Raw genomic sequence first — 24,352 nt, 5'->3', positions numbered from 1 at the left:
GGAATCGCGCATGTCTTTCATACAAGTAAACAATCTTAAAAAGCATTACGACTACTATGAAAAAGAGGTCGGTCTTAAAAGCTCTTTGAAAAATCTATTTTACAGAAAAAAGATGATTAAAGAAGCTGTAAACGATATTTCATTTACTATTGAAGAAGGTGAAATTGTTGGATTTCTCGGACCAAATGGGGCAGGGAAGACAACGACCCTAAAGATGTTATCGGGCATTTTGTTTCCGACTGAAGGAAGTCTTTCTGTGGGTGGATACATACCTTGGGAGCGAAAAAAGAATTTTAAAATGATGTTTTCTATTGTTATGGGCAATAAAGGTCAATTGAATTGGGATCTACCTGCGAACGAATCTTTGTTTCTTACAAAATGTATCTATGAAATTGAAGACGACCAATATAACAGAACAGTAGAAGAACTATCAGAATTATTGGATGTTAAAGACTTAATGAAAGTACAAGTTCGACGACTTTCACTAGGTGAAAGAATGAAAATGGAGCTTATAGCTGCACTATTGCATAATCCAAAAGTAATTTATTTAGACGAACCAACTATCGGATTGGATTTCATGTCTCAAAAAAAGATCAGGGAATTTTTCAAATTTTATAATCAGCAGCAAAAAACTACAATCATACTTACTAGTCACTACATGGCTGATATTGAGGATTTATGTAGTCGCTCAATCATTATAAATAATGGGAAGATTGCATTCGATGGTGAGCTCAAAAGTTTGAGTGAGCAAATAAGCACGGGTAAGTATGTTAAATTACAGATGGACAAAGAGATTGATGAAAGTGAACTTCGCAGCTATGGAAATGTCGTAAGTTTTGATGGCTACAATGCAACAATTGAAGTTCAAAAACAACTTGTTAATGAATGTATTATATCAATATTAAATAATTTTCCGGTTGTTGATTTCACTATAGAAGATATATCCATTGAAGAGGGGATATCTTACTTTTATAGAAAAGGTGAAGTAATTCATGAGACGGATTGATAAGTATATATACAGTTATAAAGTTGGATTTCAAAGTGCGACCGAATATAGAATGGATTTTATTCTAAGTATTTTCGCTAGTATTTTCCCGATTTTTGTTCAGTATTTTGTATGGAAAGCAGTTTTTTCCGCTACTCCTGTTTATAACGGATATACATTTAACAGCATGATGCTATACATCATTGTAGCAACTGTCGTTTCAAGGTTCGTATCAGCTGGTTTTGAATACGAAATTTCTTCGGATATAAAAAATGGGCATTTAAGCAGATTTATTACAATGCCTGTATCTTATTTGTTTTTTAGAGTTTTTAGATTTTTAGGCCAAAAAATTATACATTTAGTTATCTGCGCTCTTATCCTCATTTGTTTATCATTTATTATGAAAATGTTATCTTTTGAACTTGTTTATCATCAACTATTTCTATTTATTATTTCTATAATTTTAGCACTAATATTGAACTTTATTATCTTCTATATTGTATCTACAATATCATTTTGGATGGCGGAAATATGGGGAGTCGTTATTGCTCTTCGTCTTGTGATTAATATCGCCAGTGGCGGGATACTCCCAATTGCTGTATTTGGAGAAAGTATTGCAAGTGTACTAAACGTGTTGCCTTTTAAATATACAATTTCATTTCCGTTAAGCATTCTACTTGATGACATACCACTAGGTGAAGTGATGGAAGGGTTCGCTTTACAGTGCGTTTGGATTGCAGTATTTGCAATTCTAGCAAAGATCGCATGGGATCGAGGTATGAAAAAATATATTGCTGCTGGGGGATAAGTGAATGAAGCCTTACCCGAAATATTACTTGGTGTTTAAGACGTTCTTAAAAAACAACTTAATTGGTTATATGGAATATCGAGCTAACTTTTTCATGGAGTTTATTAGTGAAATAGCTTACGTGGCATTAAAATTGGTTTATATATATGCAATATTCAAGACAGGTGTATCCATTAATGGAAACTCATCGGCCTACATACTCGCAATCGGTGGTAACCATATGATATTAACCGGTATTTTTGTGGGATTCTTTATGATGAATTTCCTAGACCTATCATATAGAGTTCGAGATGGCACTCTTGATTTCTTAATTACCAAACCGATATCTTTACAATTCATGATTAGTTTCCGCTCGTTTCAACTAGGAGCTACTATCCCGAATTTTGTAATAGGAATAGCCATGCTTGTCATTGGTATTCGTGAGATGGGAGTAGAAATAAGCTTTTGGAATTTCATCATGTATCTCCTTCTAATGATATCCTCTATAATTCTTACGTATTCTATATTTTTAATTATGCAGCTACCTACCTTCTGGATCGTCAAGACTGATGCGTTAACAAATATTATGGAATCCATTTGGGATTACAATAATATGCCTATGAATATTTATGGTAAACGAATCATAATAGGAGGTATTTTCTTTATTCCACTATTTGTCATATCTAATTTCCCATTGTTAGCTTTAACAGGTCAGCTTGAGAGTCATTTAATGATTTGGGGGATAGGGGTTTCTGTTCCATTTTTGATTCTATCAAGGATTCTATGGAAAACAGCAATAAAACGATATAGCAGTGCAAGTAGCTAACGGAAATACCATTTACAGATGAAGTTGCTCTATTTCACTTTTGCGAAATTCAAGTTTCTTTAATAAAAATGTTATTGGGTGGTGAAATGATGTACTACAGTACAATTTTAGATAATTTGGGCAATACGCCCTTAGTTAAAATGGAGCTCAATAACCATAAGCAAGCTATGAATTTATATGCAAAATTGGAGTTTTATAACCCAACGGGAAGTGTTAAAGATAGAGCAGCCTCTTACGTCCTAGAAAAACTATTGAACAACAAAGAAATAAACTATGATACTACCATTATCGAATCAACATCAGGAAACTTTGGCATTGCTCTATCCTCTTATTGTAAAAAATATGGATTGAAATTTTGTTGCGTTATTGACGCAGCGATAACCGATACGAATGAAAATATAATTAGAAGCTTAGGAGCTGAGGTAATTAAAATTACTGAAGCAGACAGCAGTGGTGGGTACTTATTAAATCGTATCAAAAAAGTGAATGAAATATTGGTTGAACGACCGAACTCATACTGGATTAATCAGTATGCTAATCCCTATAATGCAGAGGCATATTATACGGGGCTAGGTAATGAGTTGTGTGAGCAGCTGAATAATATTGATTACATTTTTATCGGTGTGAGTTCAGGCGGAACCATTACAGGGATATCTCGCAAAATTAAGGAGAGGTTTCCTCATGCAAAGGTGATTGCAGTTGATATTGTAGGCTCTGTTATTTTTGGTGGAAAACCACAAAAAAGGCATATACCAGGTATGGGTTCGAGTATGAGACCAGAAATATTAGCACATTCGCAAATAGATGACATCATAATAATTGATGAAGTTTCTTGTATTTTTGGTTGCCATGAATTATTAGAAAAACACTCCATTTTTGCTGGAGGTTCCTCAGGAGCTGTATATTCTGCAATTAATCAGTACTTTGATAGTCGGAATACGAGTGAAGTGGTAGATGTTGTAGCGTTATTTCCTGATCGAGGAGATCGATATACAAGTACGATATACAACGAGCAATGGTTGAGAAATTTCGTAGTAAAGGAAAAAACTTCATCTATATAATTCCGAATATGAAAAGAGGAAAAATATATGCTGTATATTAATGAACAAAATATATTGAAAGTTGGAATTGACTGGACGTCCTTAATCCATGTAATAGCTGACACCGTTCACTGTATAAATAATAATGATGTTGTTCAACCGATAAAGCCTTATCTTCGTTTTAGAAACTTGAAAAATCGCATCATTGCTATGCCTGCTTTTGTTGGAGGAAACTTTAATTCTGCCGGAATAAAGTGGATTGCAAGTTACCCAGATAATATTGAGAAAGGGGTACCTAGAGCACATAGTTTAGTCATTCTCAATGACGTAGACACGGGTCAACCATTAGCTATAATTAACACCCCTTTGCTCAGTATTATTCGGACGATATCAATAAGCGGATTAGTTCTTAAATGGTTCGATAAGAAAAAAAGCCTTACCGATGTAAAATTGGGGATTATCGGATGGGGGCCTATTGGACAGTACCATCTTCGAATGTGTGCAGCAGTATTAGGTGAAAGACTTTCAGAGGTGTACCTGTACGATCTAAACAAGTCGATAGATGTGTCCCAAATCGACTGCGTTGATCAATCCAAGGTACGTATAGTAAGCAGTTGGGAAGAAGCTTATTCGGTGGCAGATGTTTTTATAACCTGTACCGTTTCGAATAATCGCTATATTAATAAAAAACCAGTGGATGGATCGTTACATTTAAATGTGTCGTTAAGAGATTATGATTCCTCTACTTACGAATATTTCAAAGAAGCAATTATAGTAGATAATTGGGAAGAGGTATGTCGGGAAAATACGGACATCGAACAGTTTCATTTGAATAATGGCCTCTCTAAAGAGGGGGCATTTTCCCTGGTGGATGTAATTATTAATGACGCTTTAAAAAATCATGATTTCAACAAACCGGTAATGTTTAATCCAATGGGATTAGCAGCATTTGATATAGCAGTAGGTCGTTATTATTTTGAGAAAAGTTGTGAAATGAAAGAAGGAATCGAATTGTTATAATGCAATAACTCGTAGGTGGGTTATGATATTCGTGATGATAGGAGGTAATAATAGTTGAATCGAACAGAAAAAATAGATGAAAGTAATGTTGAAGATATATTGGGATTATCCCAACTACAAGAAGGAATGATATTACAGTATTTAAAAGATTCTGATACTGAGCAATATAACATTCAACTGGTTATCGGTATTTCTGGATTAGTAGATTTTAATTTATTTAGACAGGCATGGAATGTTGTGACGAGTTCTAATGAAATGCTAAGAGTAATATATCGTTGGGAAGAAGTTACGAATCCGTTGCAAATCGTTCTGAAAACATATGAAACTAACATTGATTATATGGATCTGTCGAATCAAGAAAATGTAGAGACGAAATTATATGATATTAAAGCGAAAGACAGGAACAAGAAATTTGATTTGAAACAGGTTCCATTCAGAATAACATTAGTGAAAATAAACAACGTACAATATGAAATGATTATATCTAATCATCACATTATATATGATGGTTGGAGTAATAGTATCCTATTAAAGGAATTTATGGATGCGTATCTCCAATTGGAACAGGGTAATCAACCGCATCGAGTATCCAAGAGTAAGTATAAAGAATATCTGAAATACTGTAGCTCGCTAAAAAACATGGAGCAAAAGGACTATTGGGAAGATTACTTTAAAGATTTTGAGTCAAAAACAACGTTTCATTTTGGACAAACTAAGACGAACGGATTAATTAAACAGGCTCAATATACCGCCAATCTATCAAAAGAAGATGTTATTAGGTTAGAACAATTTGCAAAGGATCATAACATTACGATAGCTTCCATCTGCTACACGGCATGGGGGTTGTTGTTACAAAAATATTGTTATAGTAATGATGTACTATTCGGAATAACTATCTCTGATAGACCCCCATACTTAACTGACATCGAACAAACTGTAGGTTTGTTTATTAACACCCTCCCTTTACGTATACAACCATTGCACGAATCAAATTTAATTGAGTTGGTTCAATCCGTCTCAAAAACCGTTCATGAAATAAAGGAAAATAAACATTCATCTTTGGCTGCCATTAAACAAAAATCAGGGATTGATGCTGCAGAAGAGCTGTTTGACTCCATCGTTGTGGTAGAGAATTACCCTTTAGATACTAGTCTAATGGATCCAAATCATAATATTTCATTTCATTCATGCTCCATAAATGAAATGACTCAATATGACATTACTGTTGGCATATTATTGTTTAATGGTCTTGAAATTGAATTGGCATATAATGTGGAACGGTTCGATCAAGAGATGATAAGTCAAATGTCTTCCCATTATATAAACATCATTCTTGAAATCATGAACAATTCTCAAAAAGCAGTTGCTCAAGTTGATGTATTAACGAAAAAAGAGAAAGAACAATTGTTATATCACTTTAATGACTCTAACGCAGAATACGAAAAGCACAAAACTTTACATCAATTGTTCGAAGAATCCGTAAAAAAACATGCTTCCGCAATAGCTGTTACGCATCAAGATAATTGCTTAACTTATGAAGAATTGAATCAGAAAGCGAACCAATTAGCTTCTGTATTGAGCGATAAAGGCATTAGGGAGTCAATGATTATAGGACTAATGCTAAATCCATCACAAGATATGATTATTGCGATTTTAGCGATTTTAAAGGTCGGTGCTGCTTATTTGCCTTTGGATCCGGACTTGCCTATTAAAAGAATAGAACACATTGTCAAGGACAGCGGCATAGAGTTTCTAATTGCTGATCAAGTTGAATTGGATCGAATTCATCCCATCAGCTTTGCAGGTGAAAAGATTAATTTGTCAGCTTCACTTAATGCTCACTTTGGTCGTGAAGACCAAAGTGTATTTGTTAATATAGGGACCCCCGGCAGCTTGGCATATGTTTTGTACACGTCTGGAACAACTGGAATGCCAAAAGGAGTAATGATTGAACATCAAAATGTAGTAAATGTAGTGAGTTGGTATTCACAACAGTATGAAATAGGAAATAAAACGAATATGTTATTATTGACAAGTTTATCTTTTGATCCAAGTGTAGAGGATATTTTCTCAGCTCTACTACATGGTGCCACGCTTCATATTCCAAACAAAGAGATGGTTTTCGATTTACCACAACTTCGTGACTATATAAATAAAAATCAAATCAATATTATTAACTATACACCCACATTACTCAAAGAATTATTGAATTACGATGGAAAATTAACTAGTCTTCATACTATTGTAGCTGGTGGAGAGCGACTTGATGAATCGTTTAAAGAACTGGCTTTAACGAAAGGCTATCATTTATATAATCATTATGGACCGACTGAAACAACGGTCGATGTATTATCTTCTCAATGTGGAAATGATGAGATTACGTTAGGTAAGCCAATTTCCAATACGAAATGCTATATAGTGGACAAAAACTTGAGTTTATGTCCCAAAGAAGTAGTAGGTGAACTATGCATTTCTGGAGATGGTTTGGCAAGAGGTTATGTAAATAATGAAGAGTTAACAAATCAGAAATTCATTCAAAATCAATTTGACGAGTATGAGCGTATGTATCGAACTGGCGATATGGCAAAGTGGACAGAAGATGGCAACATTGTATTTGTTGGACGAATAGATAATCAGGTGAAAATAAGAGGATATCGAATAGAATTATTTGAGATTGAAAAGACCATTGTAAGATATGAAGGAATAAAGCAAGCAGTTGTATTAATTAACAAGGTTGAACATTATGAAGATCAGTTATGTGCATTCATTGTACCCGAATTATCAGTAATTGAAGACGACCTTGAGAGTAAACTCAAAATGTTTTTAAAAGACTATTTACCAAATTATATGATTCCTGATTTGATGCTTTCGCTTGATCAAATTCCTGTAACCAATAACGGAAAAATAGATAGAAAAGCTTTGTTGGATAGTTTAGTTGCTTATAAGACCAGTCGGATATTTGTTCAAAAGCATCCGAGCAATGAAATTGAGCGACAAATACATGGCATCTGGTCAGAGGTATTGGCGGTAGAAGTAATAAGTACGACTGACGATTTCTTCAAATTAGGAGGAAACTCCTTGAAAATGATCAGAATTCATTCGTTATTGAATCATGTATATCCTGCAATTGTAAGTGTTCAAGATCTGTTTGATAATCGGACAATTGAAGAACTAGCTCAGGTTGTTGCAATGAAATTAGGAATTATAAAAAATGAAGAAGAAGATTCTCTAATAGAACAAGTTCAATTCTAGGAGGTTCCAGATGATCATTTGTGGATTAAAGTTAACTCATGATGGGACGGTTGCATTAATAGATAATGGAAAATTAATTTTTAGTGTAGAGTATGAAAAGCTTAATAATAATCCTCGATATTCAGAAATTTTAGATACAGCATCCATTTCGACGGTTTTAAATGCTTTTGGCTACAACGTCAGTGATGTTAATTATTTTGCGATTGATGGCTGGGGAGGAGATAATCAGGATGAACTTGCAATCCAGCCGAGATTAGAAATTGATGAGGGATTCAACCGATTATCCGTTTTTAATAATCATGTACCGTATAAATTGAATGTTGGATTGTATGAGGAAAAATCATTACAGCATAGTATTTTTCAAGAGTGGAAATTTGATGGATTACAAATTGGTGATCACAATGTGGAATATTACAGTTATTTACATGCTTCTAATCATTTAATGAGCGCTTATAGCACGAGTGACTTTGCGAAAAGAGGAGAAAGTGCTTATATTTTGATTTGGGATGGGGGTATGTATCCACGACTATACTTCTTTGATCATGAAGCAAAGCAGGTAGAAAATTTAGGACCTATATTTCTGCTGATCGGGAATATTTACACTATTTTTTCTCAGCACTTTGGTCCATACAAAGTGGAGGGAAGCTTTGCAAAAGATAATCTATCCGTTGCTGGTAAAGTTATGGCCTATATTGCTTTGGGTGAAGTTCGCCGAGATTTATTTCAACACTTTGAAGAGATTTATAATCACCATTATAACTATCCAATGGGGTTCGCTAATGTATTTGCAAATGAATTTAAGAAAGTGATTGAAGATCTAAACTATTCGGATGAAGACATACTATGTTCCTTCCATGTTTACTTAGAGGAGCTATTGGTGTCTAAGCTAGAGAAAAAATTGAGAAGACACGGAGCAAAAAGTAGAAATCTTTGCTTGACGGGTGGATGTGCTTTAAACATTAAATGGAATTCTGCAGTAAGAGAAAGTGATTTGTTTGACGAGGTATATGTTCCTCCTTTTCCGAATGATTCAGGAAGTGCTATTGGTGTTGCATGTAACGTGATGTTTAAACAAACAGGAATGCTTGCATTGGATTGGAGCGTTTATAGCGGGCCTAAAATAATTAATAATCATAGTTTGGTGGACGGATGGACGAGCAAACAATTCTCTATAAATGAGCTAGCTGAACTTCTGCATTCCACTAAAGAGCCGGTTGTTTTCCTGAATGGGCAAGCAGAGTTAGGACCGAGAGCTCTTGGAAATAGAAGTATCATAGCTTCGCCGACTTCAGATCAAATAAAGGAAGTCCTTAATGATGTTAAGAAAAGAGAGTCCTATCGCCCTGTTTCTCCTATTTGTATGGCTGAACATGCTAAAGATATTTTTATTCCAGGAAGCAAAGATCCATATATGTTATTTGACCATAAAGTTAAAGCGGAATGGGTAAATAAAATTCCAGGCGTTATTCACCTTGACGGTACGGCGAGATTACAAACACTATCAGAAGAAGATAATGCGCTATTTTATGAATTATTGAAAAAGTTTGCCGAAATAAGTGGAATACCGCTGCTTTGTAATACAAGTGCAAATTTGAATGGGCATGGTTTTTTCTGTGACGTAACATCGGCAATGACATGGGGGAAAGTGAACTATGTTTGGTGTGAGAATACGCTGTATGAGAAAAAAGAAAAGATACTATTCAATTTGTAAATAAGATTGGTTGAATGATAACGTTTTGATTTCTTGGAGGTGCATAGATTGTGAAGGACATCGCTATCATTGGAATGTCGGGAAGATTCCCTGATGCTAACAATTTAGATGAACTTGTGACTAATCTAAAGCTGGGAAAAGACAGCGTGAAGAAAATTCCAGACACTCAAATTGTTGAGCGAACACTGGACCCTAATCGGAAATTCAGATCCGTTGGTTACCTAGAAGATATTGATAAGTTTGATCATGAATTTTTTAATATATCAATGGGCGAGGCTCAAGTTATGGACCCATATCAGCGTCTTACACTAGAGTCTGTATACAACACAATTGAAAATGCCGGCTATAATCCAAAAGATTTGAGTGGATCTAGGACATCTGTTTTTGTCGCTGATTTTATGCCTGATTACTATAAACATGCTGATAAGTTTGTTGACAGTTTAATTTCAGGAAACTCACCAGCTTTTTTATCTACAAGAATTACAAGACATTTTAATTTTACGGCCAATGCTACGATGATTGATACGGCATGTTCTTCAAGTCTAGTGGCTATACACATGGCTTGTAATGAACTAGTTTTAGGTGATGCAGACTATGCAATTGTTAGCGCGGCCAATATATATTTATTTCCTTATAGCGATAATGATTTTGAGTTTAATATTTGGTCACCTGATAATAAGTCTAGAGCTTTTTCAGCGAGTGCTAATGGAATGTCTTGCGGTGAAACAATCGTTAGTGTTTTATTGAAGCCATTGGATAAAGCAATGAGAGATAGAGATAACATTCAAGCTGTGATAAAAGGTACTGCTGTTAATAATAATGCAAATCGTTCATCGAGTCCGTCTGCGCCTGATAGCATAAGCCAAGCCGAGGTAATAACGATGGCATGGGACAAAGCAGGAGTCAATCCAGAAGATATTGGATTCATTGAGGCACATGGATCTGGCACGCAATTAGGAGATAGCCTGGAAGTTGAAGGGTTGACTCATGCATTTAATAAATACACAAACAATAAAAATTTCTGTCCGATTTCTACGATCAAATCCAACACAGGGCATGCATATGCAGCATCTGGTTTGGTGGGTATGATTAAAGGTGTTCTTTCCTTAAAGCATAATCTGCTGTTTCCGACTATACATTTTGATGAGCCTAACCCTCTCATTGATTTTGAAAATTCTGCTGTATACGTAAATGAGAAGTTAGTTGACTGGAAAGCGGCTGAAGGAAAACCAAGATATGTAGGGGTTACCTCCTTGGGAGCGAGCGGAACAAACTGTCATATTCTTATAGCGGATGCTCCGGAAGTCGCGACCAATAATGCAACTAATCAATTGAAGACTAGCACGAAGTCTGAGTTGTTCACATTTTCATCCAAAACTAAAAAAGGATTAAATCGTAACGTAAGTGAATTCCTAAATTATATTTCTAATAAAGAAGATATCTCTTTAACGGATGTTAGTTTTACCCTTAATAAAGGTAGAGATCACTTTGGTTATCGTTATGCGGTCATTGCTGATAGTGTGCAATCTTTAAGAGACGCTCTTCAATACGATATTCAAAATAATGCTTTGGATGTAAACAATGAGACAATAAAAAAATTGATTATCATGTTTTCTGATTGTTCTTCCATTGATCAAGGCACGATTGCTTATTTCCGTACGAAATATGAGATCTTTGATCACTATTATACAGAGTGTGAAGCGATATCAAATTCAAAGCAAAGTAATGCAGCTTCCTTTAGTTTCCAATACAGTATGTATAAATGGTTAGAAAGTAAAGGGATGTACACGAAACATATTCTAGGAATAGGGATTGGTAAAATAATTTCCAATGTTATTCTGGATAAATTATCTTTGACAGAAGGTTTGCTCTTAGCTGAGAAGTATGATGGTGAAATCGAATCAGACCTTAAAACGAGAGCGAAATTATTATTCGAACGAGAATGCAAAGATGGACGGGTACTTTTTATTGGAATGGGTAACGGTACTGAGTTTGAGGAATTATTGATTAGAGAAAGTGCGCCTTACAACGCTGATTTCTTTGTGATTGGCAAAAGCGTAGAAGATGATAAGGATAAAGGTTTGCAATTGTTACAACTATTATATACCTCGAATTTCTATATCGATTGGGACCGCTACTATCACAAAACGAATGCTAGGAAAGTTGAGCTTTCAGCTTATCAATTTGAGAGAACACGCTGCTGGATTCGTGAAACGCCCAACTATATGTATTCTGTCATTGACGAACAAGAGGCAAGAAGTAGTCATGTTACTCCAAAACATAAATTCACAAATACAATACAGCAAAAAGTTTATGAAATGTGGAGAAGTGTCCTTGGCGTAACTGACATTACCAGTGAGGATAACTATTTTGAAGTTGGCGGAGATTCAATTCATGCAACTAAAATTATATTGGGGTTAAATCAAAAGTTTACTATTAAATTGGATTTTGAAGATATATTTGATTTTCCAACAATCTCTTCGTTATCAACCTACATTTATTCTTTGTTAGAGACGAAAGAGAAGTTAAGAATTATTTGGGCAGATGTATTAAAGAACGAACAAATTAATTGGAGTGACAGCTTCTTTGATTTGGGTGGTCACTCATTGCTGGCAAACCAAGTTTTACTCAGTATTAGGCAAGATCTTAAGGTAGATCTTAATTTCGAAGATATATTCGGGAACCCGACATTGGAATTATTAGCTGATGTAGTGGACCGTAAGGCAGCCCAACATTCACTTGCTATAGAAAATGATGCTATCAAATCTGTAAATACACAAGACTACTATGAACTTTCTTCCTCACAAAAACGATTGTGGATGATTAGCCAATTTGATGGTGGTTCCACTGCATATAACACTCCATTCTCACTACTACTTGAGGGCCTGCTTGATATCAACATATTAACAAAAGCAATAGGGAGTGTCTTTGAAAGACACGAAAGTCTGCGTACTGTATTTAAAGTAGTGGGTGGGAACCCTCAACAAGTTATTCTTAATCCCCATACTACTAAGCTGCCTATCACTGTATTTGATTACACTCAAATAGCCAATAATATTCAAGCTGCAAAAGAATTATTAGAAAAGGATGCTAATCTTCAGTTTGATTTAAGCAATGGTCCGCTGCTAAAGGTAATGATTATAAAGCTTGGTTTAGATAAACATGTTTTATATATAAATTCGCATCATATCATTAATGACGCCTGGTCTACTCATATTTTTTATGATGAGATAGTTACCGTGTATAATGCATTGTTTAATGGAGCAGAGTATCCCCTAGAACCTCTTACATTTCACTATAAGGATTATACAGCTTGGCAAGAACAACGATTAAAAGAATTAAATCAAGGTGCATATTGGAAAGAACAACTAGGCGATGAACTTCCAATCTTAAATATGCCACTTGACTTCGTTCGTCCTGCTATTCAATCCCATAATGGTGACACATTAGAATTTACATTTGATAGAGAATTAACACAGGGTCTTAAGGTATTGAGTCAACAACAAAAATGTACATTATTTATGGTGTTACTTGCAGGGCTTAACACGTTGCTTTATAGATATACGCAACAAAATGATATTATTATCGGTACTTCTGTGGCGGGTAGAAAACATAGAGACTTAGAAAATCAGATTGGACTATATATTAATACGTTAGCCTTACGAACTAGATTTGATTCGGAAGCTACTATTGAGAATATGCTTGAAAACGTAAGAGAAATCACGTTACAAGCTTATGAGAATCAAGAGTATCCTTTTGACAAAGTAATAGAAGAGCTGGATTTAAAAAGAGATATAAGTAGATCACCTATTTTCGATGTGTTCTTAGAGCTTCAAAGCTCAAGTACCTTGTTCTCTAAAGTTAATTTTCAAAACACGACATCCATAGAATTTGATAGGTTAAATCATTTTAGTATTTTTGACTTGAATATTGAATTCAAGGAAGAAAACGATGGAATCTTATATGGAATGTTAGGTTTTAACACGGACCTATTTAAGAAAAGCAGAATGGAACGATTAATTAAGCATTACAAAACGATAATGCAACAATTTGCTAATCATCAAAAACAAAAAATTTCAGACATCGAGATTTTAGAGGAACAAGAAAAACACCTTTTAATGAATGAATGGTCTAAGGGAAGTACTTTCCCTGTTGAAAAAACGTTCTGTCAATTGTTTGAGGAACAAGTATCCAAAACACCAGAGAAAATAGCGGTTGCATGTAAAAGTGAGCAAGTTACCTATAAGGAATTAAATGAGAGATCTAATCAAATAGCTAGTCACTTAAGAGATTTAGGTGTGCAAAATGGGTCTATTGTGGCCATGCTAACGGAAAGATCTATTGAAATGGCTACCGCAATTCTTGGAATATGGAAAGTCGGGGCAGTCTATTTACCGATTGATCCGGAATATCCTTTGGGACGAATCATTGATTTATTAAATGACTCTGAGAGCAGTTGTCTTATGTTATCTTCTGAATCATTTTTGCAATCTGAGGAATTCCTTTCTTCTGTAACACTTTGTAAATCACTTAAAAGCATTATATATCTAGGCAATCTTCAAGATGTTATTACTGCCAACGGATTAATTGATCTTGGAGATATTCAAATTACAGATAACAGTAGTTTTCAACTTTACTCCACGGACTTTACTTCTGAAGTTTCACTTGATGACTTGAGTTATATCATCTACACATCTGGTTCGACTGGCAAACCAAAGGCAGCAATGATTGAACATAAAGGCATGATTAATCATATGCATGTGAAAATTAAAGATCTAGAAATCAATGAAGAGAGCATTATAGCGCAAAATGCGAATCATACTTTTGATATATCCATTTGGCAGTTTTTCACTGCTTTGACTGTCGGAGGAACGACAATCATTTATCAGAAGAATGATATTTTAGCACCAAATAAATTTATATCAAACATTATTAACGATAAGGTGACCATACTTGAGGTAGTACCTTCATATTTATCTGTATTGCTAGAGTTGATGGAGATTCAATCATTGAAATTGGAGCAGCTGAATTATCTAGTAATAACAGGTGAAGTAGTTAAGCCGTCGTTAATTAAGAATTGGTTTGATATGACCTCCAGCGTAAAAATAGTGAATGCTTATGGACCTACAGAAGCTTCTGACGATGTGACACATTTTATCATAGATAAATATATGGACTATGAACGTGTTCCGTTGGGGACTCCTGTAGGAAATATGAACATCTATATTGTTGATTCTAACATGAATGTATGTCCTATTGGTGTACCAGGGGAACTCTGTGTGTCAGGGATAGGTATAGGAAGAGGTTACCTGAAGGATGAAGTTCGAACGAAGCAGTCTTTCGTCACCAACCCATTCTCTAACGGGCTTGATACGCTTTATAAAACAGGGGATTTAGCTTGCTGGACTGAAAATGGTGTCATTGACTTTTTCGGAAGATTAGATGACCAAGTTAAAATAAGAGGTTTTCGGATTGAAATAGGCGAAATCGAACGTAGTATTATGGCCCATCCGAATGTTAAAAATACATTAGTGATAGTAAAAGAAGATGATAAAGGAAGCAAGTATCTTTGCGCATTTATAGTTGTAGAAGGTCAGATCGAAAATTCTCAAATTGAAAAGCATGTAAAGAGTATGTTGCCCGACTATATGGTACCTGCAAGTTACGTACAATTAGACCATTTCCCATTAACCGAAAACGGGAAAATGGATAAGAAGTCCTTATCAAAAATGGAAGTCATTAAGCAAAATTCCAATTTTATGGAACCACGAACCGAGATAGAGAAGGCGATCACTAATGTATGGGAAGAAGTACTCAATGTTAAGAAAGTCGGTTTGATGGATAACTTTTTTGAGTTGGGTGGAGACTCAATTAAAGCATTACGAGTTACGGTTAGTTTGCAAAAACATAGCATTTTTGTTGAGATAAAGGATATATTTCTTAACCAAACTATTTTGGCACTAAGTGAATATGTTTCTGATCAGTTGCCTAATGAGAATAGTAACGTGGAAAAGGAAATGTACCAATCTCAAGAAATTAATAAATTAAATATTATTAAAGAAATGGATAGTATGAAACAAACTTTGATAAGCGGAAGTAATGACAATATTGAAGATGTATACCCTATGAGTGATATTGAGATCGGCTTGTTGTTCCATACATTCCAAAATCCTGGTTCCATTATTCATCATATTCAATGTGTATATCATTCGCAATTTGCTGAAATGGATATGGAAAGATTTAATAAAGCCCTTGAACTGACTGTAAAAAGGCATCAAGCCTTAAGATGTAGTTTTAATGTAAAAGATTTCGAGAAGCCATTAAAAATAGTACACAATAATATTGACATTGATCTGGAGTATTCGGATATTTCGAATAAGACAGAAGCCCAACAACAAGAGTTTTTACTGAAGTTTATGGAGCAGGATAAGCTACACTCGTTCGATTTTGAAAAAGGACCTATATGGAGAATGCGTATTTTTGAACTGGCTGAAGGTAAGCTTGTATTCTTATTTATCTTTCATCAGGCAATTATGGATGGTTGGAGTAATGCTATGCTTATGTCTGAGCTTAATGAAGTGTATATCCATCTTGAAAATAATAAAGAATACCAGCCTGAACCATTAAAGAATACGTATAAAGAATTTGTCATCGAGCAGCAATTAGAGAAAACGAAAGATAAAAACATAGCATTCTGGAAAGAGGAATTGCGGGAACACAAGAAAATTGATTTTTCAGAAATTGCCTTGGCAGATACTAATGTTTCCGACAGGAATACGTACCGCTACAGGTTATCAGAGAGCTCGCTTGAAGAGATATCTGCAATTGCTAAAAATCTGGAATCCTCTGTGAAAGTAGTTTGCTTCTCTGTATATGTGAGATTGCTTCAGTTCATTTTAGGAGAAGAAAATATAGTAACATCTGTCCTTACACATAACAGACCTATTTGTGAAGACAGTGATAAGATTATTGGATTCTTCCTAAATATGGTTCCGGTGAAATTAGGAGCGGCAGAAGACTATTCTTGGAGTGAATTTATACAACTAGTTGATAGGAAATTGTTGGGGTTAAAGCAATTTGAAAGAATGCCTCTCGGTGAAATTGCACATTTAATAGGTGATAAGAACTATGGTGAAAACCCAATAACGGATACCATGTTTAATTTCACTAATTTCAACATTGATAACCATATTGAACAATTTGTTTTTGAGGAAACGGCTATAAATAAACTTGGGGTAGAGTCTGTAATTCAAACGAATACTATTTTTGATTTTAATGTTGATGTCACTTATGGCAGAGTGGACTTAAAGATAGATACTTCCATATTTAATGAATCAATTGTTGAAGGTTTTGTAAAATATTTTGAAGATGTTATTCAAATACTTACGGAAGATAGCAGTAGAAAATTGAGCGATGTAAGTATGGACTATGGTTTGATAAGAGCCGGAAATCGTGCAGAAGAGTTTGATTTTAATTTCAATTTTTAGATAACTTCGAGGTGTAAATCGTATAGTAGAGGTAGTTGCATGACCACCTCTACTATCTCGGTTTTGTGTTCAAGGTGATCATTTTGATGAAAAAGCGATGGAGGAAATAAATGATTATGAATGATAGAGGAGTTAAAGCTTCAATAGCCGCGAATCAGAACAGTAAAGATAAAAACTATTGGATTAATAAGTTAGAAGGGCAGTTAGTAATAAGTAGTTTTCCATTCGATTATAGGTTAGCAAAAAAGAGCACAGATTATGATTTCGAGTCAATTACATTGCCTAATGATCTTTCGTATAAGCTCATTAGATTATCAAATGGATCTGACTATGCATTACATGTAATTTTGTTAACGGCTGTTTCATTATTGCTATCTAGATATTCGAATCATAATGATATCATTGTTGGAACTTCGATTTATAAACAAGCTAATACAGGGGAATATATTAATAAAGTATTATCATTAAGAAATCAGATTGAATCTGATATGACATTTAAGGATCTGCTCTTAGAAATGAAACGTACAGTTACAGAAGCGAATGATCATCAAAATTATCCGATTGAAGTACTCGAACGTCACTTGCAAATAGTGAACCCCACGAGTCGGAAGTTCTCTCTCTTTGATGTCGTGGTACTATTGGATAACATTCAAGATAAGCAATACATAGAGAATGTAGACGTAAACATGGTATTTGTTTTTAATAGAGAGCAGAGCGGATTAAGTGTTCAACTCCAATATAATTCAGCTTGTTATGATAACGAAACGATAAACAGAATCATGCAAAACTTACAGGCTATTTTAAACACCATGGTCATACATGTGAGTGAACCTATTGCTCAATTTTGTTTGTTATCGCTTCAAGAAAAAGATACGATTTTAAATGTGTTTAACAATACGAAGCGTGATTATTCAGAAGAAAAACACATAACTGAAATAATAGATCAGCAAGCTGAACGATACCCATATCGAATCGCACTAGAATACGAAAATGAAACAATGACGTACAAAGAATTAAGTGAAAAGACCGATGTAATAGCTAATGCACTACGTAACAAATATAAAATTAAGATGGAACAATTAGTTGCGATTGTTATGGATAGAAGTATAGATTTTGTTGTTTCCATGCTGGGTATTTGGAAAGCGGGTGGGGCGTATGTTCCCATAGATCCAAACTTTCCGCAAGAGAGAACCAAAGCATTGCTAAGAGATGCCGGAATTAAGCTTGCAATTAGTGAAGAAAGATATTTCAGCATTTTTTCTGAGTATCAAGAGCATGAAGATAACGAGCTTTATGTTTTGAGTATAAGTGAAATGCAAGAATATCAGACGGACCGAGTTACAATAAATGAGCACCCTGAGACCACATCTGAAGATTTACGACGGTTGGCTTATGTAATTTATACCTCAGGTTCTACAGGAAATCCAAAAGGAGCAATGGTAGAGCATCTGGGTATGATGAATCATATCAGGGCAAAGATAGAAGACTTGGAAATGACGGAACAAACTATTCTTGCACAGAATGCATCTCAATGCTTCGATATATCGGTATGGCAATTTTTAACCCCCCTTATAGTTGGTGGGAAAACGGTTATTTATTCAAATGATAGTATTATGAATCCTTCTACATTCTTATCGAAAATACTTGATGATAAAATATCAATTCTAGAAGTGGTACCATCTTATTTATCAGTTATTAATGATCTTATTGAGTCAGAACAATTCAAAAATATAACGCTTAAATATATTGTCGTTACAGGCGAAGAGGTGAAACCGAAGCTCGTAAAGCAGATTTTCGACAAGCTCTCGAACATAAGAATCGTAAATGCATATGGGCCGACTGAAGCTTCTGATGACATTACACATCATATAATGGCTGAAGCACCAGTCGTAGATACTATACCGATTGGTAAACCCGTAAGAAATTTTACGATATATATCGTAGATCAAAATATGCAGTTATGCCCGATTGGTGTGAAAGGTGAGATTTGTGTTGCTGGTATAGGAGTAGGGCGTGGATATTTGAATGATGAAGTGAAGACAAACAACGTATTTGTTCACAATCCGTTCCTTGTAGATGATAATAAAATGTATAAAACAGGAGATGTAGGTTGCTGGTTGCCAGATGGTTCGATTACGTACTTTGGTAGAAAGGATTATCAACTTAAGATCAGAGGACATAGAATTGAGCCTAATGAGATTGAAAAGACAATTGCTTCGTTTCCAAACGTAAAGGAAACGGTGGTTATGGCACATGAGAAGGAAGATGGAGGTAAATTTCTTTGTGCATATGTAGTTATGTATCAACATAGTCAAACGACAAGTGAAGAGTTGAGGGAGTATTTAAAAGGACACCTTCCTGACTATATGATCCCAAATTATATTATTCAGTTGGATAAATTTGATCTTACGTATAATGGTAAAATAGATAGGAAATCACTTCCTATGCCGCGTTCTAATGACAGTACAGAATCTGTACTTCCATCAGGCCATATTGAAGAAGTATTAATTAAGGTTTTTTCAGAGGTGCTGCGTGCTGATAATGTAAGTGTAGCATCTAATTTTTTTGAATTGGGTGGAGATTCGATTAGTGCTATGCAAATAGCAGCCAGAGTTCAAAAATACGGTTATTTTGTGAATATAAAAGATATTCTTAATTATGTAACAATTATGCAATTAAAGAACCATGTCACTCTCGTTAATCGTAATATTGATCAAGGTACTGTAGAAGGCGAGTTACCACTAACTCCTATACAGCATTGGTTTTTTGATCAGAACTTTACCAATAAGCATCACTATAACCAATCTGTTATTTTGCACGCTGAACAAGGCTTTGACAAAAAAATAATAAGTAACGTGTTCAAGCAAATGGTACGTCATCATGATGCACTCAGAATCGTTTATGCATTTTCCGCAGAAGGCATTAGACAAATGAATAACGGTATTTCGGATGAACTAATTGATATTGAAGAGATCATCTTAAAAGAAAATTGTGATGTGGAAGTAGAGATTGAGAAAAAAAGTGCTATGTTACAAAGTCAATTAAATCTAACGGAAGGCCCACTTATGAAATTGGCTCTATTTAAAGGGTTCGGGGCAGGGGATTACTTATTGATTCTTGTTCATCACTTACTTATAGATGCTGTGTCATGGCGGATTGTAATGGATGACTTTGCAACTGGATACCAACAAGCCCTCCAAGGTGAAGACATTGTCTTTCAGGATAAGACAGAGTCATATATGACATGGGCCAACAAACTTAAGGAATATGGTAACCGTAGTGAGCTTCCACAAGAGATGGACTATTGGAAAAGCATCGTGTATTCCAATGTTGAAAAGTTACCGCGAGATTTTATTATTGAAGAGAGCGAACGAATAGTTCATAATATGAAAGTAATTGAGATGAAACTTAATTCAGACTTAACGGACACTCTTTTAAAAAGAGTGACTCAAAATTATGATTCTGAAATCAACGATATCCTTCTGACTGCCCTAGGAATGGCTATAAAAAAATGGTGTGGTATAGAGAGAATATCTGTTAACCTAGAAGGGCATGGAAGAGAAGGGGGGATTTATGATCTTAACGTAAACCGCACAGTAGGTTGGTTTACTTCATTATTCCCAGTAATGTTGAATAGTAATGAGCATTCTTTAAGAAACAGCATTGATTCTATCAAAAAATCATTAAGAGATATTCCGAACAAAGGGTTTGGCTATGGGATAATCAAATATTTACTATCTGATAATGGTGATATAAAAGATCAGATGCATCAATTTCAACCTGAAATTCTATTTAATTATCTTGGTCAATTCAACAACCATGACTATGATAACATGTTCAAAATACTTGATATGAATATGGGTGAGATAAAAAAAGGTATGAGTATGGGGAGTACATTAAGTCCTCAGTCCGAAATATTGCATACTTTTGAAATAAGCTGTGAAGTTATTGATGGTGAGCTATCCATTTCATTTGGATATAATCGTGCTGAATATTCGGAACGCAATGTACAGCAACTTGTCACTGACTATTATGGCGCTCTGATAAATATGATTGAGAGTGTTGAGCAACTTGCTTATTTCCCTTGTTTTTTCAATTCCTTTTTTCCTGTTATCAAGCACTTCAAAAAAGGTATCACACCTTTCCTCATCAATGATGTTGTCGTATATACAAGAAACTCCACGAACTCCACTAACTTTGATATCGAGTATATTGAAAATCAAACTGCTGAAGAAATCTGCAAAAATCAAGGGATATCTTTTGAAGTAGATTATGCGATTCATGATATAATAGGAAAAATAAAAACAACTACCTCCAAGAAAAGACCGATTCTTATATGGATCGATTGCTACTATGAATCTATTAAATTAGATTCATATATGAAATTCCATCAACCACACACACTTTTTATATATGGCTATAACGAGAAAGAGGACATGTTCACAGTTATGGAGCGTGGCACATTGTCTTATGAAAGCAAGTTAATTCCTGCTAATGATATTAAACAAGCGTATGAAAGTTATATTCAACGATTTTATGAGAATAATTCCCCTACTTTTTATGAATTTTACCCTACTCTAGAACATCAACTTAGTTATGACTTCCATAATTTCAAAAGTATCCTGAACAACAATTTGTTACTCCACAGAGATTCAATTGAAGAAGGTTTGAGGCATTTAAGTTCTTTTGTTGGCGACTATAAAATGATAGTATCCGATGAAGAAGTATTACAAACCCATCATAAAGAGCTGATTGAATTTCTTAATAAGGTAATTTTGGCAAAACAATTTGAAAAGTATAGATTAATTGAGATTCAAATAAATAATCCGCTACTCATTGATTTGGCGGACAGAATCATTGAAACGTGGAGTTACGTTCGTGCAGTACTAATAAAATATATTTACTCGTCCAAATATTCTTATAGAAAATTTGATGTTTCTGTACAAAAATTATCCCAACTTCCTATTTTAGAATCTGATTTTTATGACCAGCTGTTTAGTGGAATTGATTGAGCTTAAATCATGATGAAAGAGGAGAGCATTATTGTGGCTTATCAAGTATATAAAAAAGACCAGGACATCTCATATTCTTTTGGTGTTTATCCTACTATTGAATTGCTGCATCATAAGGTAAACACGGTAAGAAAGATACTATTACACTCTAAAGGTATGAATAATACCGGTGTGGATCTCATACTTGATTTGTGCAATAAAAAAGGAATTGCATATGAAGTAAATGATAAACTTATTTATAAGCTAACTAAGAAAGAAAATTGCTATGCCGTTGGAATTTTTGAAAAATATAATTCACTTTTAATGCAGGGAGAAAATCATATAATACTTGTTAACCCGAGCGACATGGGAAATCTAGGTTCCATTATAAGAACAATGGTTGGGTTTGGCGTTACCAATCTAGGTATTATCAAGCCAGCAGCAGATGTGTTTGATCCCAAAGTAATACGAGGTTCTATGGGAGCTGTTTTTAAAATTAATATTTGTGAATATGAGGATATCTATGAATATAGAGCAAGATACAACAATAACTTGTATTCATTTATGCTAAACAGTAATAGGACACTTCATTCAGCCGTAGCTAATCCACATGAAAATTATACGCTTGTATTTGGCAATGAATCTTCTGGATTGGATGAAAGTTATCATGAACTGAGTACTAGTCTAATTATTCCCCATAGTTCCGATATAGATTCTTTAAATCTTTCTGTTGCAGTAGGTATAGCAATATACCACTTTAGTCGTGTTGAACATGCATTAGAGATGAGTCTATAAAAAGAAGCCCGTCACATTCGTTGTATAACCTGATTTACTAATCGAACAGGGGTCACAAGTGCTCCTGTTCGACAATAATAAGATTAACTCCTTTTTCCTAATATCATTCCCCTTATCCTCACTATTATTGCAAATAAGCCAAGAGTCCATAAACTAGAGCTTTATTTTACTATAAATTCAATTATTTTCCGTAAGAAGATATGTGCGTGTTTTACATTTGTTCGATACAAATACTACCTAAAGGGGGATGAGATTATTCTATCTTCAATACAGCAACTTGTTTTATTTCCTGGTCAGAAATACGAGATAAGTGGGAGTAATAGTTGTTATATTTTAGATTGTTCCAGTTATTTAGAGATATGCGGTAAAAAGCGGTATGTCATTAATGAAGAACAACTGGTAGTAGGTAGTAGTATCCAATTAAAGAATGCACGCAAAGATACTCGTGTAACAGTAAGGATTATCATATTTAAAAACAAGAAGCTAGATAAGACCCCAATACAACCTATAATCATTCATAAAAATGAATGTAATGGTGGTATACTTTTTGGTAAATTTCTTAGGGTTTTTGAAGTTGATGCAATCCATGAAATAGATGCTGAAAAAATCGAGAATGTTGTATGGAGTACCCTTTATCAAAAGGATTGCGAAGAAAAGCCAAAAGGTAAAATTGACAAAAGGATAATAATGGTTAACAGATATTTAAGGAAATTTTATTACAAGCCGATTTCTTTACAATTACTCGCTGACCTTATTAATTGTAATCCTGTTTATTTGAGTAATACTTACACCAAAGTATTGAAAGTTTCACCTATTAGGCATTTACAAAATATTCGAATGTCAAAATCTGAACAATTGTTACTGACAACAAATTTGAAAATAGGGCAAATAGCCGAAGCAGTTGGATACATCTCTTTATCTCAATTTTCTTCAGTATTCAAACAATACTTTGGTGTAACTCCCTTTGAGTATAGGAAGGAACAGATTATTAAAAGGGGTATCTTTTATGAATGAGTTGATTTCTAGGGAAGAACTGTCTATAAAAATTACCCGATTAGTTGGGGATATACTTGAGATAACAGAAGAGGATCACGCAATATTATATGATGATGATTTAACAGTGTTAGGATTAGACTCAGTAAAATCAGTAAGACTTGTTCTCGTACTTGAGGAGATATTTAACGTCATTTTTAATGACGATGAACTTTTGTTTGAAAGTTTCAATACAATTAATAAAATCATTGATAGAGTTAGTTGCAGATTGGCATGATTATGTGAATTGCTTATTTTCTAATAATTAGCGTGTTTATGGTCAAAAATTTCAGATTGATGTTATCGGTAGTCGTCAAAAGTGAGTCTGTAAAGTCTCCTCATCTTACAAGGTTAGCCGCTACGATAGGGTTAACCTTATTTTCATTTAGTTTGAGAATGAATCGAACCGTACATGCACGACTGGGC

General features: G+C 34.5%; 12 protein-coding genes. All 12 read left to right on the top strand.

Going from position 1 to position 24,352, the window contains the following annotated elements; genetic code table 11:
- Positions 1-10: 10 nt before the first annotated feature.
- The 12 genes from H580_RS0117530 (at position 11) to H580_RS0117475 (ending at position 24,164) form a co-directional block, all read left to right on the top strand.
- Complete coding sequence (locus H580_RS0117530; RefSeq protein WP_028595940.1) at positions 11-1,006, top strand: ABC transporter ATP-binding protein; 996 nt, start codon at positions 11-13, stop codon at positions 1,004-1,006.
- Positions 993-1,793, top strand: a complete 801-nt coding sequence (locus H580_RS0117525; protein ID WP_028595939.1) for an ABC transporter permease — start codon at positions 993-995, stop codon at positions 1,791-1,793. The genes H580_RS0117530 and H580_RS0117525 overlap by 14 nt, the downstream gene beginning before the upstream one ends.
- A 4-nt stretch (positions 1,794-1,797) precedes the next feature.
- On the top strand, positions 1,798-2,598 hold the full coding sequence (locus H580_RS0117520; RefSeq protein WP_028595938.1) for an ABC transporter permease: 801 nt from the start codon (positions 1,798-1,800) through the stop codon (positions 2,596-2,598).
- Positions 2,599-2,684: 86 nt separating this feature from the next.
- Positions 2,685-3,659 (top strand): 2,3-diaminopropionate biosynthesis protein SbnA, encoded by a 975-nt coding sequence (gene sbnA / locus H580_RS0117515; protein ID WP_028595937.1) that lies wholly within the window; start codon positions 2,685-2,687, stop codon positions 3,657-3,659.
- A gap of 27 nt (positions 3,660-3,686) precedes the next feature.
- Entirely contained in the window at positions 3,687-4,658 is a 972-nt protein-coding gene (locus tag H580_RS0117510) for an ornithine cyclodeaminase (RefSeq protein WP_028595936.1), read from the top strand.
- A gap of 54 nt (positions 4,659-4,712) precedes the next feature.
- Complete coding sequence (locus H580_RS0117505; protein ID WP_028595935.1) at positions 4,713-7,910, top strand: non-ribosomal peptide synthetase; 3,198 nt, start codon at positions 4,713-4,715, stop codon at positions 7,908-7,910.
- 10 nt (positions 7,911-7,920) lie between these two features.
- The gene (locus H580_RS24670; RefSeq protein ID WP_036605395.1) at positions 7,921-9,621 is read left to right on the top strand and encodes a carbamoyltransferase N-terminal domain-containing protein; all 1,701 of its coding nucleotides are present in this window, start codon (positions 7,921-7,923) and stop codon (positions 9,619-9,621) included.
- Positions 9,622-9,671: 50 nt separating this feature from the next.
- Entirely contained in the window at positions 9,672-17,108 is a 7,437-nt protein-coding gene (locus tag H580_RS0117495) for a non-ribosomal peptide synthetase (RefSeq protein WP_028595934.1), read from the top strand.
- A 110-nt stretch (positions 17,109-17,218) separates the two neighbouring features.
- Positions 17,219-22,120, top strand: a complete 4,902-nt coding sequence (locus tag H580_RS0117490; protein ID WP_028595933.1) for a non-ribosomal peptide synthetase — start codon at positions 17,219-17,221, stop codon at positions 22,118-22,120.
- A gap of 33 nt (positions 22,121-22,153) precedes the next feature.
- Complete coding sequence (locus H580_RS0117485; protein WP_028595932.1) at positions 22,154-22,894, top strand: TrmH family RNA methyltransferase; 741 nt, start codon at positions 22,154-22,156, stop codon at positions 22,892-22,894.
- A gap of 687 nt (positions 22,895-23,581) precedes the next feature.
- Positions 23,582-23,908: a helix-turn-helix transcriptional regulator gene (locus H580_RS27070; RefSeq protein ID WP_051217522.1), complete on the top strand. Its 327-nt coding sequence runs from the start codon at positions 23,582-23,584 to the stop codon at positions 23,906-23,908.
- A complete protein-coding gene (locus H580_RS0117475; RefSeq protein ID WP_028595931.1) occupies positions 23,901-24,164 on the top strand; it encodes an acyl carrier protein in 264 nt (87 codons plus the stop codon). Before H580_RS27070 ends, H580_RS0117475 begins: the two co-directional genes overlap by 8 nt.
- Positions 24,165-24,352: the final 188 nt, after the last annotated feature.

Source organism: Paenibacillus assamensis DSM 18201 (genome assembly GCF_000422445.1).
In the GTDB taxonomy this organism is placed as follows: Bacteria; Bacillota; Bacilli; order Paenibacillales; family Paenibacillaceae; genus Paenibacillus_B; species Paenibacillus_B assamensis.
The sequence above is the reverse complement of the archived record's forward strand: the minus strand, read 5'-3'. Positions and strand labels throughout refer to the sequence as shown.

Bases quoted from the DNA above. Each gene is read 5' to 3' on its own strand.
- H580_RS0117530 (WP_028595940.1), top strand. From the start codon at position 11: ATGTCTTTCATACAAGTAAACAATCTTAAAAAGCATTACGACTACTAT.
- H580_RS0117525 (WP_028595939.1), top strand. From the start codon at position 993: ATGAGACGGATTGATAAGTATATATACAGTTATAAAGTTGGATTTCAA.
- H580_RS0117520 (WP_028595938.1), top strand. From the start codon at position 1,798: ATGAAGCCTTACCCGAAATATTACTTGGTGTTTAAGACGTTCTTAAAA.
- sbnA (WP_028595937.1), top strand. From the start codon at position 2,685: ATGATGTACTACAGTACAATTTTAGATAATTTGGGCAATACGCCCTTA.
- H580_RS0117510 (WP_028595936.1), top strand. From the start codon at position 3,687: ATGCTGTATATTAATGAACAAAATATATTGAAAGTTGGAATTGACTGG.
- H580_RS24670 (WP_036605395.1), top strand. From the start codon at position 7,921: ATGATCATTTGTGGATTAAAGTTAACTCATGATGGGACGGTTGCATTA.
- H580_RS0117490 (WP_028595933.1), top strand. From the start codon at position 17,219: ATGATTATGAATGATAGAGGAGTTAAAGCTTCAATAGCCGCGAATCAG.
- H580_RS27070 (WP_051217522.1), top strand. From the start codon at position 23,582: ATGGTTAACAGATATTTAAGGAAATTTTATTACAAGCCGATTTCTTTA.
- H580_RS0117475 (WP_028595931.1), top strand. From the start codon at position 23,901: ATGAATGAGTTGATTTCTAGGGAAGAACTGTCTATAAAAATTACCCGA.